The following is a 15,525-nucleotide window of genomic DNA, read 5'->3' on the forward strand; positions in this document are numbered from 1 at the left end:
GATGACTTCGACATCGACGTGGGGTCGATGGTGTGCGGAACACCCGCGCACCATCGACCTGGCACTGGCGATTCTCGTGCTCCTTGCCACGTGGACGGCGCACCGCATCGCGCTCGACGGCAATGACACCCGCGAGGTCACGGTTGTGGGAGTGCTTGTAACAGCGATCGCAGCGGCAACCATCGTGTTCCGAAGGCGCTATCCGTTCTCGGCACTGGCGGTGGCAGTACTCCTCGGCGTATTGATGATTGCACTGTCAGCGCCGCCGAATGCCGGCACAGGTTCCGCAGCGATGGTGTGCCTCTACTACGTTGCCAGCACGAGTGACCGCCGGAGGACCTTCTTCGCAGCGGCGAGCACAGTCAGCTCGCTGATGCTCGTCACGATCTTCCTGGGAGTGGGGAACAATCTCCTGCAGGAGGCACTGGGGTTGTTGGCTTGGTTGCTGATGGCAAGTTTTGCCGGCGCCGAGGTCCGTTCTCGCCGAGCCTATCTGGAGTCCGTCGAGGCGCGCGCGGTGCAAGCGGAAAGAATGCGCGAGGACGAGGCCCGACACCGCGTCGTCGAAGAAAGGATGCGGATTGCGCGAGACCTGCACGACGTTGTCGCGCACCACATTGCCTTGGTCAACCTGCAAGTCGGGGTCGCGTCGCACTTGATCGGGAAAGACCCGGAGAAGGCGACGACTGCACTACGCGGAGTGGAGGAAACGTCCAAGGCGGCACTCGATGAAATTCGGGCCACGGTCGGAGTTCTCCGTGATGCTCAGGACGGTGATCGCTCGATGAAGCCGGCTCCGGGGCTTTCGGATCTACCGGCACTGGTGGATCAATTCGTCAGTGCGGGAATGGAAATCGAAGTGCGCGCTGTGGGTTCGCTGCGCCCTCTCGGGCCAGCAGTAGACCTCACGGCGTACCGAATTATCCAGGAAGCACTCGTGAATGCGAGCAAGCATGCGTTGCCAGGGGCCGTCACCGTGTCGTTGTCGTACGAAGCCGAGGTTCTGGTGCTGTCGGTCGAAAACTCCGGAACGGCAGTGCCTTCGACGTCACCGCCCGGGTACGGACTGCTGGGAATGAAGGAGAGGGCACAGGCAATGGGAGGCGAGGTCTCAGCAGGATTCCGCGCGGACGGGGGATTTCGTGTGGACGCCCAACTGCCGCTTGTCTCGGTGTCCAGGGGTTCGGAGAGTGGGGAGTCGTGAGTATTCGGGTGGTAGTGGCAGACGATCAGGCGCTCTTCCGTCAAACGCTTGCGCTGCTGATCGGTTCGGAAGAGGACATGGAGGTGGTCGCCGAGGCGGCAGACGGAGAGCAGGCATTCCAGGCGGCGATCGAGCACCGACCCGACGTTGTATTGATGGACATTCGAATGCCAGGCACCAGCGGAGTCGAAGCGACCGCCATGATTGCCGATCATCCGGATTTGTCCGACGTACACGTGTTGATCCTGACGACATTCGAGGTGGATGAGCATGTGGCACAGGCGATCCGGGCGGGTGCCAGCGGCTTTATCGGCAAAGGGATCCGGGCTGAAGATCTGCTGGATGCTGTTCGGACGGTCGCAAGTGGCAACTCGTTGTTGTCGCCGATTGCGACCAGTGCGTTGATTACTCGATTCCTTTCCATCCCGTCGCGGGCAGACTCGACTTCTGGGATCTTCGGTCAATTGACGCCGCGTGAACTCGAGGTGGTAACTCTCGTTGCTATGGGGATGTCCAACGACGAAATCGCCGCGGAATTGGTGATCAGCGCGGTCACGGCAAAAACCCATGTGAATCGGGCGATGACGAAACTGGATGTCCGCGACCGCGCGCAACTGGTGGTTCTCGCATATCAATGCGGTGTGGTGATTCCGGGACGCTCGGTGGATTGACTCGAAAAACTCTTGACTCGAACGGGTGTTCGAGTATGATATGGGGAGGGGATCGGGGGATTCAATGAGTGTCTTGTTGTCGGATGTGGTGTCTGGTTCTGCGGTGGGGTTACGTGGACGTCTGTGGCAGTTGTCTGCTTCGGAGTTGCGTGCTGCTGCTGTCGAGGCGAGTGCGGAGATTCTTCGTCTCGAGGCGGTTCGTGTTGCGGTGGTGGACGAGTTGTCGTTGCGCCCGGATGATCAGGTGATTGCCAGCCGCGGTGTGGGGTCCTGGTTGGCGGCGAACACGATGCTGCAGGTTCGGGACGGGAAGAAGATCGCCGCGTTGGGTGCAGCTTTGCGGCCGTTTCCGGGTGTGGCGGCTCGGTTCGATGGCGGGGATTGCTCGTTCGATCATGCCGTGTTGATCGTGGCGTTCTGTGAATCACCACCGAAGGGGATGCCGGAGGAGGCGCTCCCGAAGTGCATCGATTTGTTGCTCGCTGCTGCGTCGGGTGTGGAGGCGACGACGACGAAGGTGCGGAACGTGATCGCGACCTTGGAGCGGTTGTTCGAATCGGATGAGATTCCGCCTGCCGAGGATGTCGATCTCAACGAGTTGCGGATCGCGTCGACGCTCAATGGTCGGGTGGTGGTGCGTGGGGATTTCGATGCTCTCACCGGGTCCATATCGCGTTAGGTGAGTCCTACAAAGCCTGGTACAGATCGAGGCATTCCGTCACAGTGACGTATTGAGTCCTGCAGAATCGAACCGCCGAAACGTGTTGAGACGTTACTTATTTCGATATCACCGAGCCTGGAAGTGTTGCAGCCCGGACTTATTGAGACGCCGAGGTCGCTCAGGACACGACAAAGCCCCCACCAGCCGAAGTCAGTAGGGGCCTGTCGCGCAATCCTCTAAGTTGCATCTCCGATTCTACGCCCGGATACGACAAAGCCCCCCAGCTCTGGAAGTAGCCGAGGGGCTTTGCCTGGCGCGGCCCGCATTGGCCGCAATCTGAACCCTCCACCTGGCCCACAAGAGAAGGTGCCTCCGATTCTACCCGTTGCGTGACTGGCACTTTGTTACTCGCTGGCAGGTTACCTTGGCAGTTTTTCGTAATGGGTTTAACGTTTACCTCAAGTCGTTCGCAGAGGCAACGATCTCACTCGGAGGAACGAATCCCGATGACCTATCCACTGTATTCCCACTGCAAGCACGGCCACCCGTTCGATGACGAGAACACTGGCCGCACCCACCGACACGGCAAGCCCGCCGAACGCTACTGCAAGGCATGCAATCGCAGGCGCGCACTGGCTAGTTACCACGCACACAAGTGAAATCCGCTGGCATGGTATCCGGGCACCGACACCCGAACGAATTGGACTGGACCGTAGAAGCTCCCGAGACTCCAGCCAGACCGACTGAACCGCATTGCGCTGCAATGGACTGCCGAAACGCAATTCACTGCAAGGGACTGTGTCGCAATCACTACGAGCGGCACCGGAAAGCGCAGCAGGAAATCTGAACCCCACACCTGACCCGCAGGAATTGAGCGAATGAATGAACACCGTAGACCGCGAGCAGATCCGGAGGTTTCTCGAACTCCAGTACGGCACTGACAAAGGAACCGTTTGGATCGGCGCAGGCACCAAACAGAACCATGCAGAGGTTCCATTCCTGTGGCCCGAACAGGTCGAGGAGATTGTCGAATACGTCGCCACGACAAACGAAGCCGGTCACGAAGTCTGGTATGCCGCGCACCTGAGTTACAGCAAGGCACCGAAGCCGGAGGGCCAAGGCCGCGCGGTAAAAATGTCCGTCAAACGCCGACGACTGCACTTCGATATCGACCGGGCGCTGACTGCCGAAGACACGGCGAAACTTACTGAGCTGCAAGCCTGGCTGGTCTATTCCGGCACTCCTGGACACGTACACGCGTACATCGAACTGAACCGGTCCGTGGACGTGGCGACCTACCACAAATTCGAGGATTGGTTGGTGACCTACTTCGGGTCGGATACCGCAGTGTGCCGCGACAATGGACTACTTCGGATTCCCGGCACGATCAACTGCAAGCCCGGAGCAGGATCGGTCACCTGGGATGGCACTGTCTCCGAATATCGCTGGGTTCCCGAGGAATTGGCGGTGCATATCGGACTGGATCTGTCTGTGGTGCCACAGGCAACGGCTCAGGTTGCAAGCTCAGCGCCGATCGTGGCCGCGCCGGTATCCCAAGTACCCCAGGCGATTCAATATGTGCTCGACAATCCGAAGCTCAAGAGAGACGGCACCTGGGATCGGTCGGCCATGCTCGCGACCATCGTCAATGCCGCAGCATCGGCAGGGCTCACGATCGCACAGACACTCGGAATCGCGCTCAGCCGAACCGAACTGGCAAGCAAGGGGGAGAACTGGATACGGACCGACGTACCACGCTTGTGGACCAAATTCGGTGGCGATTCCCTGGCCGACGAGGAAAGCCGGAAACAGATGCAGGACGAGGCCGACACGGCAGCACTCATGGGTGGACAGCTGGACGCATTCGCAACCAAGGGAAGCTCGCCGCCAGCACTGACGACAGCAAAGGTGGAATACAAATTGAGAAACGCAGAGGATATGGCGGCCAGTGCTCCGCCAGACTGGTTGTGCCGGGACAGAATTCCGCGCAGCGCGATCACGATGCTGATTGGCGACGAGGGCATCGGTAAGTCAATGTTCTGGGTCTATCTGGCCGCAGCGATCACAACAGGGACAGCTCTACCGGAATTCGGATTGAGCGCCAAGCCTGGTGGCGGGATCGTGGTGCTGATCATTACCGAGGACTCGTGGACTACCGCAGTCAGGCCGAGGCTGGAAGCGGCAGGGGCCAACCTGAAGAATGTTCGGTACTTCAGCGAGCAGGACGACGGCGAAGGGTTCCCAACCTTCCCGAATCCCGAAGCGATGAAGGTACTCCAGGACTACGAACGTGACATTGACCTGATCGTCGTGGACACCTGGCTGGATTCGGTAAAGGGAAACCTAGACGTGAAAAACGGCCAGCATGCGCGTACAGCCCTACAACCCTGGCAGGACATAGCAGCAGAGAAACGCGCGGCAGTCCTACTACTGAGTCACACGAACCGCACCGCTACGAATTCGGCTAGAGACAAAGTCGGCGCAACATCGGAACTACGCAAGAAATCCCGAATGGTGCTCTGGGCACTGAAGGACGAGAACGGCAACCTGGTCGTTGGTGTCGACAAGTCGAACTACGGACGAATCCCGACAGCAATCGCCTACAACATCGTGATGATTCAGCTCTGGGTCGCAACAGAACACAGCGACGGACGAATGGCACGCCTTGTGTGCGTTGGGGATACGGACCGCACTGTAGCTCAGCACCTGGACGAATCCTTCCAGGCCGGAAACGACGACGCCGCCGACAAGGCCGACTGCAAGAAATGGCTTCAGAACTACATGGTGACCAACTGTGGTGCGGCACCAGCGAAGACGGCGAAAGCGGCAGGAATAGCCGAGGGGTTCTCGCCTACGACAGTGGACCGAACGAAACGAAAGCTAGGAATTCAGTCGAAAAAGCAACCAGACGGCACCTATATCTGGGTCGCCTGAGTTGGTCCACAGGGTGGGCAAGGTGGTCACCACGACACGAATCGCGTGGGGTGACCACCTTGCCATCATCGCAGGTCAGAGCAGGAAACCAGTGACCATACTCACCAGGGGGTGACTACCTAGTCAAATTCGTGAAGTGGTGTCAGCTCTGACCAGGCTTGATATCAAGATATCCATAAAAAAACTTGTACGTCACAGGTGACCACCTTGCCTCCCTGTGGATCTCGAAAGGAACACCGAAAATGCCCAACCGCAAAGCCACTCCTGTGGAGCAACACGAAGTCCTTGCCAAGCTGAAACACGACCACGCCCACTACTTCGAGAACAATCTCAGACCCGCGATCGTGAACTACCACGCCGCAGCGACGGCATACGAAGAGCTGGGATTCGTGGCCGAGGTCTATGAGACCATCGCGGCATTCCCGAGGCGCACGCGACCCGAATTGCTCACCTTGGTTCGGAAGACCAACCCGCAGAGGGCGCGAGACGAACTCAAAGCGGCGATGGACGCTCTGGACATTGAGGGATTCCTGCGCGCCGAGGGTCGCTTTCCGAAGCGCTACCTTGCCGGATACTGGCCGGTGTCAGGATGACGAACCCAATCGTGGCGGCGCTGATGATCCTGACCGCGCTCCGATCGGCCCCAGGATCACGCTCAGCGCTCGAATTGTGCGGGTCTACCGGATTACCCCACGACGAGACCACGGCAGCACTGTGGGCATCTGAGAGGGCTGGTCTGGTAGCGAAGTGCCCGGATTCGAGACGCGGATATCCCGGCAGGTACCGACTCACCGAGGCAGGCATGTGGTGACGGCAACCTGGAATGACCCGGAATTCGGTGAGGTCTGCAAATTGGACGTGACCGAGTCCTACCGAAGACAGCGCGGACGTAAGCAAGCACGTAAGCAAGCACGACAGCAAAAAAGGGAGATGGACGAGATGACCAACGAAAAAAACTACTCAGCACTGAAAGGGATCGACCTGTTTCGTTGGAAGGTCTCGCGATTGACCGAGATGGCAATCGAGTTACTGCCGTTCGATGAACAAGAAGCGATCGCCAAGACTCCCGGAGTGAGCTACACCGTGAAAGATCATGTGGTCGAGTTTCGTACGGCAGCATTCCCGGATCGCATACTCGTCCAGGCAGACGCGGACTGGATTCTCGATGACTGTAATCCTTCGGGGCCGGAACTGGAGTACGTACCGAGCGCCGACGAGATTCCCGACGACATCAGCGAACTCGACTGACCGGCACCGATTCACCGCAACCTGTGGCAACCCCGGAACCTCTGCCCGCACACTCTTTCCGGGGTTGCCACGCCCGCAGCACGATTCTGAAATCTGCTATATCATGAGAGGCGCTAGGTCGCCCGGTTCAGCCGGGACCGCCAGCGAGACAGGATCTTCCCACCGGAGTCGAACTATCGGCCACCATGGAATCGAGTCCCTGTAGATCGAGTGGCTTCTCATGCCCTCTCTTCAGCGATCCCGAAAGGCACCTGTCATGCAACGCCAAACACTCACGCGGGCACTCAGCACCGACATCAGCATCCGCAGCAACGACGGTCGGACTGTGTTCGGAATCGTTGTCCCGTACGACGATCCACAGCCGATATTCGACTTCGACGGCGAATACGACGAGGTTCACACCTTCGGAGAATTCAAGCGCAGCATTGCCGAGCGCGGGGACCGTATCAAGCTCTTGTCTCAGCACGACCGGCGAACAAATCCTCTGGGACGTGCAGTCCTGTTGGAAGAGCGCCGATCCGGGCTGTACGCCGAATTCAAAGTCAGCGCGACTCAGGCAGGCGACGAGGCACTCGAATTGATTCGAGACGGAGTTCTCGACAGCTTCTCTATCGGTTTCCAGCCGATCCGCGAGCAGTGGAATGTCGGACGCACCAAACGAACTCTGACCGAAAGCAAGCTGACCGAAATCAGCCTGGTCACGTTCCCGGCATTCGAGTCGGCCAAGGTCGCCGGAGTTCGCCAGCAACACACCAACATCAGCGCCGAGCAGGCAGAGGCAAGACTTCGCCTACTTCGAGCGCAATACTCAATCTGACACAAAGGGCAAGACAATGAAAATCGACGTCAAAGACAAGCGATTCGACCACCTGCGCGGACTCAGCAACGAGCAGCGAGCAGCCAAACTTTCCGAGCACCTCGCCTACGTGGAACCTCTCACCACGCGTAGCGACGGCCTCAACGCCGAGGAATCCGAGCGACTCGCCACTGCCCTGGACGAATTGGAATTCCTGGGCCATCTGAAGGAACAGCGCGAACGTCTCTTGTCCCTCCACGATTCGGGCAGCCGCGAGAACGGCACGACATTCGAAACGACCAGCACGCACCGCGACTCCGATCCCACCAAGGATCTTGCTCTCCGCAACGCCGAGGCAGGACACAAGGCAGGACACCTGACCGACAAGGGCGCAGCGGCTGTAGAGCACATGGTCCGTACCGACTCGACAAGCGCACGTTGGGCCGCAGTAACCGGAACCCCGGAGTACCGCAGCGCATTCGGTAAGCTCCTGAGCAATCCGAGCCGAGGCCACCTCCTGTGGACACCTGAGGAATCACGCGCATACAGCGACGTGGAGAACATCCGCAGCATGATCGGCGGCAGTGGCGGAACCGGCAAGTTTATCGTGCCCTTCGACTTGGACCCGGCAATTTTGCTCACCAATGCGGGCAGTGCATCGCCTATCCGCGAGATTGCCCGAGTCGTCCAAACCGCAAGTGACAGTTGGAATGGAGTAACCAGCGCGGGTGTGTCGGCAGAGTGGTTGGCCGAGGAAGCAGAGGCCGCAGATGCATCGCCGGTCTTGGCACCGAAGCCGATTCCCGTACACAAGGGCGCGGCATTCGTCCCGTTCAGCTACGAGCTTGAGCAGGATGGTGTGGACCTCCTGGGACAGTTGCAGGCACTGTTGTTCGACGCGGCACTGCAGCAGCAGAACACGGCATTCGTGACCGGCAACGGTACGACTCAGCCCAAGGGGTTCGTCACTGCACTTGTGGCAGCGGGCGGCGCGGCGATCCAAACCGGGACCGGCAGTGAAGCTCTCGCATCCGGCGATCCCTACAAGCTGCAGAACGCACTGGGGGCACGCTTCCAAGCCAATGCACGCTTCGGGGCAAACTTGTCCATCCTGAACGAACTCAGGCAGGCAGAAACAGGCTCGGGTGCCCTCAAGTTCCCCGGTCTGCACAATGTTCCGGCGACCTTGCTGGGACGGCCTGCCCACGAAATCAGCGGGATGGATGGTGTTCTCAACGCCGCAGCGACCGAGGCTAACTACTCGCTCGTGTACGCGGACTGGTCGAACTATGTCGTGGTTGATCGCATCGGGTCCACCATCGAGTTGATTCAGAACTTGTTCGGGACCAGCAACCGGCCGACCGGCCAGCGCGGCGTATTGCTCCACTACCGCGTCGGCGCAGATGTTGTGAACCCCAACGCCTTCAAGTTGCTGAACGTCGCAACCACGGCCTGATGAACTCCCTCCCTCTCGTTGTCATAGCCGAGGGGGAGGGTTCGACCGGCAGAGCGCGTGCGAGCCTTAGCCGGTCATCTTGGTCCACAGGGAAGCGTTTCGGGCCGTTGTCGCTTCCCTGTGGACCCCAAGGGATTCCGGTGCAGAACGCCGGATAGGTAGTGGCGGCCCCATCGTCTCCATATCAGCCGAGGGGCGCGGCATCATCTACCCGCTCAGGCTCAGCACTTCGGAGGTGAATCACTCTGAGGCGCTGAGCCTTTGTCGTTGGTGGGGGTCTTGGCGTCTAGTGACAAATTGTTGTCAGTAGACGTTTCATCCTTTTGATGGGGGTCTTGGCGTCTAGTGAATCATTTGTTTCAGTAGACGTTTCGGAGGCTTGGTGTCTAGTGAGGCATTTGCCGCAGTAGATGGTTCGGCGGCTTGGCGTCTACTGTTCGATTCTGAACACTAGACGTTTGCGCCCCTTGGTGGGGGTCTTGGCGTCTAGTGGAACATTTGTGCCAGTAGATGGTTCGGGGGCTTGGCGTCTAGTGCGAGATCCCCTCGCAGTAGATGGTTCGGGGGTCTTGGCGTCTAGTGAGTAATTTTACTCAGTAGACGTTTGCGCCCCTTGGTGGGGGTCTTGGCGTCTAGTGCGACATTTGTCGCAGTAGATGCGAGGGCACTACAAACCCTGATACACATATTGAAACCTGTTGGAAGGCTGGGAATGTCATGTCGGACTCGTGGTGGTTGAAAGACCCGAGGTGGGTTGCCATACGTCGTTGGTACAAGGAAAACACTCCTCCGGGCGGCTGGACCTGCCACCTGTGCAATGAACGCATTGATCCCAACGTCAGTGGCCGCACGAAGTTCGGTTTGAGCTGTGATCATATCGTGCCGGTCAGTCGTGGTGGCGCTTTGTTCGATCTAGCCAATGTTGCTCCCGCGCACGGTAAATGCAACTCAGGCAAGCGCGAGGGACGCAACCTGGCTGGCACCGTGGCCGCGCCGTATCAAGCGCCGTTCCGACGCCGAGCACGCCGAGCACCAGGTACAACGCCGAAGGCCAAGGCCGTAGCAGCGCAGCCGATACCTGTGGAAGACGTTGGCCCGCCGACCGGCTCGCAAATCTGGTAGCCCACAGTGCATCTCAAGATGTTATGCACCAACAACACTCAATGATCTTGCATCACACTGCATTGCACACCAACATCACACTGCTTCACTACTGACACCAACCATGCTGCATGCACTGTCTGCCTTGTGCACCACACCACACTGCTTACCTGCACACTGCACTGCCTTGTGTTGCTGCACACCATGACTCACTGCACACCATGACTGACCACACCACACTGCATGCTATGCCTTGCCACCTACGACGAAGTGCCATGACCATGTGCATGCCTTGCCTAGTGTGCTGAACCCTGCATGACCAATGCCTCTTCTGTACCTCAGCTTTCGTGCATCACACTCCACACCATTGAGCACGATTGGACCTGTGTTCCGCACGACGCTGCCGACGACGACGAGCACAGCCAGCAGCAGTGCAGCAGCGACCGCGAAGGACACGACCAGCAGTCCAACGCATGCACGCAACGCTGCCCAACCCACCTTGCGCACTGTGACTCCCTGTGGCAATTCCCGCCTGACTAATGCAGTCCAATCGTTTACCGCTGATGTATCAGTCATTGCGTTCACCCCTTCCAGTAGGTGACGAATATCCAAGAGAACGTCTCGCTAATGCGTCCTATTCCCTCGTACTAATACGACAGTACACCAATTCTTTTATTAGTGAATTCGGTAGGAGCGCACCCAAAAGAATGGTGCCCATGGGCCGAGGGTAGGGGGGCATCCATTTGCCCTATTGCTGTCAGGCACTCCCTGACCCTGCCTCCGATCACTTCTCCCTCTAAGTTGAAATCTTCAACTACTTTGCATAACCGCAGGTCAGAGGGTTTTTAGGAGCGTGCAGGTAGGCCGAAACGGGGTCTGAAAGAGAATCTGCCACCAGACGACGAGAATCGGTCACCAGGAATGGCAAAAGAATGGTTCTAACAATAGCCGACTATTGATTCTTTCCTATTACTTCCACCAGCCCGGAATGGAACCTCTTACCTATTCCAGCCTTCAATATCGTGACCCTAACTGTGGCCCGAATAAAGCGCCGACGCTGGTCCATATTCGCTGATTCCCAGACTTCCTCAGGCTCGTGGCGTAATAGCTCCAACATAGGATCACTGTTAACCGCCAAATCGGCAGCTTTACTATTCGCCTCTGCTATTTGCTTATTGAGACTATTGGATATCTTGAGATATTCGGTCTTCGATATCTCACCATTAGCCGCTGATTCGGAATACTCGTCCAAACGGCCCTGGAGTAACTGACCCTTCGCGATCCACTCCGCAGACTCGTCCCCTGTGGCATCGTCGTCCCGGAACAGGAACACATTTACCCTCTGTGCGTTGATAATTCGGATCATCTTGTCTATCACCACAGGGTCAACATCGGACACCATGCGCGAGACGTGGCCCCCGTTTCTGCATACGTAGGAAGGCTTTCCGTGATTCCTGCCGACGTAGCACGGCCCTCCGCAGACGCCGCACTCCGCGATCCCGGAGACCAGATAGCGCGGTTCGGTACCCCGGTAAGACGAACGCCGCGACGGGTCACCGAGGACAGTTTTCAGCCGCTCGTGCTCGTCCAATGTCAGAATCGGTTCCCAATTGCCTTGCAGCGTCTCACCTTTGTATGTGCGCAAGCCTGCCAGCGTCGGTGACCGCAGCATCTTCGAGATGGTCGCGCTGTACCACTTCCGACCGGCACGAGGGTTCACGTCGCGCAGGATCGAGCGCAGCGACTCACCTTGCAAAACGCGCTCAGCCATCTCGCGAATCCATCCGGCAGCTTCGGGATCAATCTCACGTGAGGTAATCAGCCCGGTCTGTGGATCACGGACGGCGCGGTAGCCGTAGGCGATCTTTCCGTGCGCCTTGCCTTCGGCAGCGTTGGCTTCGAGCGCTCGCAGCACCCGGTCCCGGATCTCATCGGCCTCCCGTTCGGCCAGCAGCGCATCAAGCCCTGTGGTGAACCGGTCCGCGCCGAGGTTCAGATCATGGGTGCGACCTTTGTAGTTCCACAGCACGCCCAACGCCGCGCACAGGTCGCGCAGCTCCGCATAGGCAGTGAGGTCTCGCTGTGCTCGTGATGCCTCCCAGGTGACCAGCACGTCGCCAGGGCGCAGCACTTCGGCTAGTCGTCGGTACGCGGGCCGATCCTTGCCAGACCAGCGAGACGCGCCTATGTCGTTGTCCTGGAGAACCTCACCGACCGGCCAACCCTCACGCTCGCAGACGGCGCGGCATTCGGTCTCTTGTTCGGCCACGGATCGCCCGGTACCGGCACTATCCTTCGAGACGCGCGTGTAGATGATTGCCCTGGTAGGTGCCTGTTTCTTCGCCATAACCTGTGGACGATACAGGGATGCCCCTAAGCGGTCTATGACCGGTGAAATGCTGCTGTCGGCGTTGTCGAATCTGACGATGTCGACCCCGGCACCGGATGGGACGCCGGATGCTCGGTCGGCGGCGAAACGGACTGCGGATGGGTTCACCGAACTGATCCGCCGCTATCTGGACTGCGCGAAAACCGGTACCGATGGTGGTCAACGCCCGCACGTGAACGTGCACATCAACGCTCGGGATCTCGCTGAGCATCGGGACTGCGCCGCCACACCCTCGCCCGATGGTGGTGGAATGGCTGTGTCGGATCTTGATGTCGGGCACATGCCCTGGCTCGGACCACTCTCGGTGTCGCAGACCCGACTCCTCGGATGTGATTGTTTCCTCTCCACCGTCCTGCTCGACAGTCACGGCGCGCCCTTGGATGCGAAACCAGGAAAGAGGTTGGTCACCGCCGAACAGCGAGTGGCGTTGATCGCCCGAGACAGGGGCTGCGCGTTCCCGGGGTGTTCATGTGTGCCTGCCTGGACGGATGCGCACCATATCCGGCACTGGGCCAACGGTGGCCCGACGGTGATGAACAACCTTGTCCTGCTGTGCCGTTCGCACCACCGGTTGATGCACCGGAAATCAGGGTTCGTCGGGAAGTGGGCGATTCGGATCGGTGTCGACAACAAACCCTGGTTCATCCCACCACCCTCGATCGACCCCGGCCAGCAACCGCGGCCGGCGAACACCACCTTCAAAACCTGAGGACGAACCTCAGATGCACCAGAACATGCCCAGGTCTGTTTCAGACCCGCTGCTCTGTGTCCGACCGATTGGTGGGGGGTGGAGTCGAATGGTTGCGTGCTTTCGGGGCGGCTCTACTTTCGGGTGCCCGTGTGGCCTGTCCCACTCAGTGGGTCATTATTCCGTTGTTGCCGCGCCGGTTGTGCCAGGTCATTTGGACGTCTGACCTGCAGTGCAAAATCTTTCGTTAGAACACGTTCCAATTTCGCAGATTTGTGGCTATGGTCACAGAGATAGATGCGGGTGTGCGAATGAAAGGGTGAAGTGACGTGAAGACCAAGGGTGCAATCCTGTGGGGCCTCAATGAAAAGTGGTCCGTCGAGGAGATCGAGATCGGTGAGCCGGTAGCCGGCGAAGTTCAGATTCGCATGGAAGCGGCCGGAATGTGCCACTCCGATCACCACATCGTCACCGGCGCGACCCCGATGCCGTCGTTCCCCGTCATGGGTGGGCACGAGGGTTCGGGCGTCATCACCAAGCTCGGCCCGGAGGTCAAGGGTCTGGAGGTCGGCGACCACGTCGTTCTGTCCTTCATTCCGGCTTGTGGAACCTGTCCGGCGTGTTCGGCCGGTCATCAGAACCTGTGTGACCTCGGGATGGGCCTCCTCAGCGGCCAGGCCATCAGTGACGGCACTTACCGGATCCAGGCTCGCGGCGAAAACGTGATCCCGATGTGCCTGCTAGGGACGTTCTCGCCCTACATGGTCGTGAACCAGTCGTCAGTGGTGAAGATCGACAAGGACATTCCGTTCGAGGTTGCCGCACTCGTCGGTTGCGGCGTTCCGACCGGTTGGGGATCGGCAACCCACATCGCCGATGTGAAGCCCGGCGAAGACGTTGTGATCATGGGTGTCGGCGGCGTCGGTATCAGTGCGCTACAGGGTGCAGTTGCATCGGGCGCCCGGTACATCTTTGCCATCGACCCCGTGCCGTGGAAGCGTGAGCAGGCTCTGAAGTTCGGCGCAACGCACGCTTTCGAAAGCGCTGCCGCTGCCATTCAGCCGATCATCGACGCTACGTATGGCCGCATGGCACAGAAGACGATCATCACCGTCGGCGAAATGAGGGGTGAGTACGTCGAAGAAGCGATGATTCTGACGGCAAAGGCCGGCCGTTGTGTCGTCACCGCAATGGGGCACCTGACGGACATGGATGTGAAGCTGAACCTGTTCCTGATGGCGATGCTTCAGAAGGACCTTCAGGGCAACATTTTCGGCGGTGGCAACGCTCGCCAGGACGTGCCGAACCTCCTCGCGATGTACAAGGCAGGCAAGCTGAACCTCGACGACATGGTGACTCGGACCTACACGCTCGAAGGCGTGAACGACGGCTACCAGGACATGTTGGATGGCAAGAACATCCGCGGCGTCATCCGCTACACCGAAGCTGACTGGTGATCGGAAGCGCAACTCTTGTGCCAGTAGTCTGATCGGGTGCCCAGTACTCACAGTCTCGACGTAATCCAGCAGTGGCCGGTCGACAATGCGGCAGCGGTCGTCCTCTCCGGGAAGAATCCCGGTGAGGGCGACCGCATTCGTGGTTTCAGTGGCGACCAGGCGCATGTTTTCCCCCTGGCTTCGGTGACAAAACTGTTGTGCGCCTACGCGATTCTCGTGGCAGTGGAGGAGGGGGCGGTCGAGTTGGATGGGCCGGCCGGGCCTGAGGGGTCGACCGTTCGTCATCTCCTCGCACATGCTTCGGGATTGGCATTCGCCGAACGTGTTGTTCAGGCGCCGGTGGCGTCGAAGCGGATCTACTCGAGTGCGGGGTTCGAGGTGCTTGCCGAGTTGGTTTCCCGGGAGACCGAGATCGAATTTGCCGACTATCTGGCCGAGGCGGTGTTCGCGCCGTTGGCGATGACCAGCGCGGCTCTTGTCGGTCCGGCCGGTCACGGTGCGCAGGCATCGGCAGACGACTTGGCCAAGTTCGCGGCTGAACTGCTCTCGCCGACTCTGGTCTCGGCGCAGACGTTCGCAGAGGCGACAACTGTGCAGTTCCCGGGGCTCAACGGAATTCTTCCGGGTTACGGCTCTCAGCGCCCCAACGACTGGGGGCTCGGATTCGAAATTCGGGGCGACAAGCGTCCGCATTGGACGGGTCTCGAGAACTCGGCCGCTACCTTCGGTCATTTCGGCCAGTCCGGGACGTTCCTGTGGGTCGATCCCACGATCGATACTGCGTGCGTCGTGCTTACCGATCGCGATTTCGGTGATTGGGCCAAGCCTTTGTGGACCGAATTGTCGGATGGCGTGGTCGGTGAAGTTTCGCGGTAGAGCACAAATTTCTCTCCTTCCACTGGCGCAACACGGGTAACACA

The 15,525-nt window shown here is 59.2% G+C and carries 12 protein-coding genes and 2 pseudogenes; 13 read left to right on the forward strand and 1 reads right to left on the reverse strand.

Annotated features, from left to right (window positions below):
• Window position 1 precedes the first annotated feature (1 nt).
• From PCS43_RS17410 to PCS43_RS33460, 10 genes and pseudogenes are all read left to right on the forward strand, one after another.
• On the forward strand, window positions 2-1,204 hold the full coding sequence (locus PCS43_RS17410; RefSeq protein ID WP_030536577.1) for a sensor histidine kinase: 1,203 nt from the start codon (window positions 2-4) through the stop codon (window positions 1,202-1,204).
• On the forward strand, window positions 1,201-1,875 hold the full coding sequence (locus tag PCS43_RS17415) for a response regulator transcription factor (RefSeq protein WP_030536576.1): 675 nt from the start codon (window positions 1,201-1,203) through the stop codon (window positions 1,873-1,875). The genes PCS43_RS17410 and PCS43_RS17415 overlap by 4 nt, the downstream gene beginning before the upstream one ends.
• A 64-nt stretch (window positions 1,876-1,939) precedes the next feature.
• Window positions 1,940-2,545 (forward strand): annotated as a pseudogene (locus PCS43_RS17420) (DUF222 domain-containing protein); the annotation flags it as partial.
• 873 nt (window positions 2,546-3,418) lie between these two features.
• Window positions 3,419-5,470, forward strand: a complete 2,052-nt coding sequence (locus tag PCS43_RS17425; protein ID WP_209908960.1) for an AAA family ATPase — start codon at window positions 3,419-3,421, stop codon at window positions 5,468-5,470.
• 242 nt (window positions 5,471-5,712) lie between these two features.
• A complete protein-coding gene (locus PCS43_RS17430; protein ID WP_209908957.1) occupies window positions 5,713-6,063 on the forward strand; it encodes a hypothetical protein in 351 nt (116 codons plus the stop codon).
• On the forward strand, window positions 6,060-6,281 hold the full coding sequence (locus PCS43_RS17435) for a hypothetical protein (RefSeq protein WP_209908954.1): 222 nt from the start codon (window positions 6,060-6,062) through the stop codon (window positions 6,279-6,281). The genes PCS43_RS17430 and PCS43_RS17435 overlap by 4 nt, the downstream gene beginning before the upstream one ends.
• Before the next feature lie 128 nt (window positions 6,282-6,409).
• Window positions 6,410-6,718, forward strand: a complete 309-nt coding sequence (locus tag PCS43_RS17440; protein ID WP_209908951.1) for a hypothetical protein — start codon at window positions 6,410-6,412, stop codon at window positions 6,716-6,718.
• A gap of 256 nt (window positions 6,719-6,974) precedes the next feature.
• A complete protein-coding gene (locus PCS43_RS17445; protein WP_209908948.1) occupies window positions 6,975-7,535 on the forward strand; it encodes an HK97 family phage prohead protease in 561 nt (186 codons plus the stop codon).
• Window positions 7,536-7,551: 16 nt separating this feature from the next.
• Window positions 7,552-8,970, forward strand: a complete 1,419-nt coding sequence (locus tag PCS43_RS17450; RefSeq protein WP_209908945.1) for a phage major capsid protein — start codon at window positions 7,552-7,554, stop codon at window positions 8,968-8,970.
• A 717-nt stretch (window positions 8,971-9,687) separates the two neighbouring features.
• Entirely contained in the window at window positions 9,688-10,092 is a 405-nt protein-coding gene (locus PCS43_RS33460) for an HNH endonuclease (protein WP_209908942.1), read from the forward strand.
• A 931-nt stretch (window positions 10,093-11,023) separates the two neighbouring features.
• Here the strand turns inward: PCS43_RS33460 and PCS43_RS17455 are convergent.
• The gene (locus PCS43_RS17455; protein ID WP_209908938.1) at window positions 11,024-12,418 is read right to left on the reverse strand and encodes a recombinase family protein; all 1,395 of its coding nucleotides are present in this window, start codon (window positions 12,416-12,418) and stop codon (window positions 11,024-11,026) included.
• Window positions 12,419-12,452: 34 nt separating this feature from the next.
• Here PCS43_RS17455 and PCS43_RS17460 point away from each other — a divergent pair.
• The 3 genes and pseudogenes from PCS43_RS17460 to PCS43_RS17470 form a co-directional block, all read left to right on the forward strand.
• Window positions 12,453-13,169: pseudogene (locus tag PCS43_RS17460) on the forward strand (DUF222 domain-containing protein); the annotation flags it as partial.
• 308 nt (window positions 13,170-13,477) lie between these two features.
• Window positions 13,478-14,605, forward strand: a complete 1,128-nt coding sequence (locus PCS43_RS17465; protein WP_007735481.1) for an NDMA-dependent alcohol dehydrogenase — start codon at window positions 13,478-13,480, stop codon at window positions 14,603-14,605.
• Between the two features lie 36 nt (window positions 14,606-14,641).
• Window positions 14,642-15,481: a serine hydrolase domain-containing protein gene (locus PCS43_RS17470; RefSeq protein WP_007735479.1), complete on the forward strand. Its 840-nt coding sequence runs from the start codon at window positions 14,642-14,644 to the stop codon at window positions 15,479-15,481.
• The last annotated feature ends 44 nt before the right edge of the window (window positions 15,482-15,525 follow it).

Source organism: Rhodococcus sp. C-2, from assembly GCF_027854095.1.
GTDB classification, from domain to species: Bacteria; Actinomycetota; Actinomycetes; order Mycobacteriales; family Mycobacteriaceae; genus Rhodococcus_F; species Rhodococcus_F qingshengii.